The following is a 2669-nucleotide window of genomic DNA, read 5'->3' as shown; positions in this document are numbered from 1 at the left end:
AGACGGCTCGGTCCAGCCCGCAATCGCTGTCGCCATGGCACTTCCTGCCCCACCTGTCGGTGGCCATGCCAAGCTGCGTCTGCTGGCGGTGCCGGCTGGCCAACGGTGGTATCGGATCACGCATCGCCGTCACGCCACCGCGCTGCATTGCTCGACCACTCACCTGGCGCGTTGGAACGACCCTCGAGGCGACTATGGTGTGCTGTACGTTGCTGATGCGCCGGCAACCGCGTTCGCTGAGACCTTTGGTCACAACCTGATGGACCGCTACCCGCCTGCGGTCGACACGTTCGTGAGCATCGGCGAGCTCGATGAGCGCGCGCTCTACCGTATCCACAGCGCGCGCGCCCTCCTGCTGGCACAGCTGACCGGCTGTGGGTTGGCCGCCCTTAACCTCGATGCGCAACTGCTGGCCGTGGTTGACTACGCGCTGCCGCAAGCCTGGTCACGTTGGATCTTCGAGGCGCCGCAAGCCCCCGATGGCATCCTGTATCCGTCGCGTGCCTTACCCGGCGCGACCAACCTGGCGTTATTCAGTCGCTGCGCGGAGGCCTTGGTTGAGCAGAGCCTGGGTTCGCTGTGGTCATGGCGATCGGACACCGGCGCTGATGTCATTGAGATCCTCGATGAGCAAGGTTGGGGACTCGTTTGATGGGAGACACTGCACGCGATCATCGACCACCGCTACCTGTCCCGCCCCCGATCGACTGGCTGCCCTGGTGCCTCAGCGACTCGGTCGAGACCTCCCCGCATCCCGGCGCCCTGCCCCGATCAGTCTCGTTCACCGGCGAGGCCGGCGAGTCCGCATGCGGATTCGAGCCATGCCACATTCGCGATCGCCTTCGGCAAGGCCATCAGTGGCTCGGCGAACGCAGACTGCGGCAATGAGGCGCAACGCCTGGTTGAGCCGGGCCTGTTCGTCGAGTTGCGCCTTGATCTGGGCAAGTCGCTGCTTCGCTGCGGCTTTACGGTCGTGGAACTGGCGCAGGCGGGCTTCGGTCTCGGGGTTACGCCGCCCGAGCAATGTGCCGTTGCCGCGCCGATCGCGCTCACGAAACAGATAGTCCACGCCCCGCACCCGCTTCCAGCGCATCCCGTAGGCATAGGCATAGGTGCGGCGCTGGTGTAAGGCCTCGCGGTCATGCTCGAACAGCTACTCGCTGTTGATCAGGTGCAGTCGCTGCTGATGGGTGAGTGCGCGCACAGGGCGTTTCCGTCATCTTTTAGGATGCGGCTTTATGACGGAAACAGCTGGCCAGATCAATGGCTCCGGCACGGCGAGAAGTTGATCATCTTCCAGACGATGAGCAAATCGTCTCGACTTTTTCCAGAACAGTCGAACCCCCCGCTAGCCGCGCGAGCGGCTTTCGGGATGCGGGCGTCGCTTAGAGAGCAGGCCGCCAAGTGCCTGAGACGGCCGACTTGACCTCGACGACAAGCAGGTCTAAAAAGAGAGAAATCATCCAATATTTCCCGTTATGGAGCTGTGTATGACCGCCATCCCACAGTCCAATACAGGCTTTGATGCGGAGATCCTCTCGAGCACCGCCTTGCAGGCCTTCTTCAACCTGACGGCGCGCTGGGGACTGAGTAGTGCGCAAGAGCGGGTGTTGCTCGGCAGCCCACCAGAGTCGACCTTCTTCAAATGGAAGTCGGAGAAGACCGCGCGGCGGCTGGGGCGAGACACCCTGGAGCGCATCAGCTATCTGCTGGGCATCGCCCGCGCCTTAGGCGAGCTGTTGCCCTCGCCGCGCGCGGCCGATGAGTGGGTGAAGAAACCGAATGCAGCGCCTTTGTTCCATGGGCACTCCGCCCTGGAGCGGATGCTGGGGGGCAGCCTGATCGATCTCGCCGAGGTGCGCCGCTACCTCGATGCCCAGCGTGGCCTCTAGTCTGGCGCCACCGCTGTGCGAGCTGGACTGGCCGCACCAGTATCGCATCGTCTCTTCGGCGTTCCCGGCCATCGCCTTCTTTGAGACCTTGGTCGATCCCGAGCGGATGGAGGCGCTCTACCACCTCGAGGGCCTGACGAACGCGCGTCTGCGCGATGAGGTCGGGGACATCGCGCTGGTCGATCCCGAGGACCGGATCAGTGGGCCGGGCGCATCGCCCGTGATGGCGGCCTTTACCCATGTCGGCGCCGAGAGCCGCTTCAGTGATGGGTCCTTCGGGATCTACTATGCGGCGCGCACGCTGGACACGGCGATCGAAGAGACCAAGTTCCATCGCGCCCGCTTCCTCGCCTTCACCGAAGAGGCGCCAGGGGAGATCGATCTGCGCGTCGATGTCGGCGAGATCGCCAAGCCCCTGCACGACATCCGTGGCAACACCTACGATGCGCTGCATGCTCCGCGGACCTGGGCGGCGTCTCAGGCCTTTGGGGCCGAGATGCGCGCGTTGCATTCCTGGGGGTTGGTCTATCGATCGGTGCGCCATCCTGGCGGCGAGTGTATTGCGGCCCTGAGACCCCCGGCGGTGACCCTCCCTCGCCAGGGACCGCATCTCAGTTATCTGTGGGACGGCGCTCGGATTGTGCGTGTCTATGAAAAGATCCTGCGTTAGCGCTTCGGCGGTACCGATTCAGATCGCCGCCAACGCCGCTCTCCCCTGGTGCCTCAGCGAGTCCGCCGACAGCTCACCGCATCCCGGCGCCTGCTCCGGATGAGGGT

General features: G+C 64.3%; 4 protein-coding genes. 3 read left to right on the top strand and 1 reads right to left on the bottom strand.

Features of this window, described 5'->3' with window-relative positions:
* On the top strand, positions 1-652 hold a 652-nt coding region (locus VBE63_RS27030; RefSeq protein ID WP_323686091.1), incomplete at its 5' end, for an RES family NAD+ phosphorylase.
* Positions 653-781: 129 nt separating this feature from the next.
* On the opposite strand, the gene VBE63_RS27025 is transcribed toward VBE63_RS27030, so the two are convergent.
* Positions 782-1093, bottom strand: coding sequence for a hypothetical protein (locus tag VBE63_RS27025; RefSeq protein WP_323686090.1), 312 nt, complete (start codon positions 1091-1093; stop codon positions 782-784).
* A gap of 397 nt (positions 1094-1490) precedes the next feature.
* Between VBE63_RS27025 and VBE63_RS27020 the strand changes: the two genes are divergently transcribed.
* Both VBE63_RS27020 and VBE63_RS27015 read left to right on the top strand, forming a co-directional pair.
* Positions 1491-1892, top strand: coding sequence for an MbcA/ParS/Xre antitoxin family protein (locus VBE63_RS27020; RefSeq protein WP_323686089.1), 402 nt, complete (start codon positions 1491-1493; stop codon positions 1890-1892).
* Complete coding sequence (locus VBE63_RS27015; RefSeq protein ID WP_323686088.1) at positions 1873-2562, top strand: RES family NAD+ phosphorylase; 690 nt, start codon at positions 1873-1875, stop codon at positions 2560-2562. The genes VBE63_RS27020 and VBE63_RS27015 overlap by 20 nt, the downstream gene beginning before the upstream one ends.
* Positions 2563-2669: the final 107 nt, after the last annotated feature.

Origin of the sequence: Lamprobacter sp. (assembly GCF_034860625.1) — a bacterium.
Lineage (GTDB): Bacteria > Pseudomonadota > Gammaproteobacteria > Chromatiales > Chromatiaceae > Lamprobacter.
This window is presented reverse-complemented; position numbering and strand designations above follow the sequence as displayed.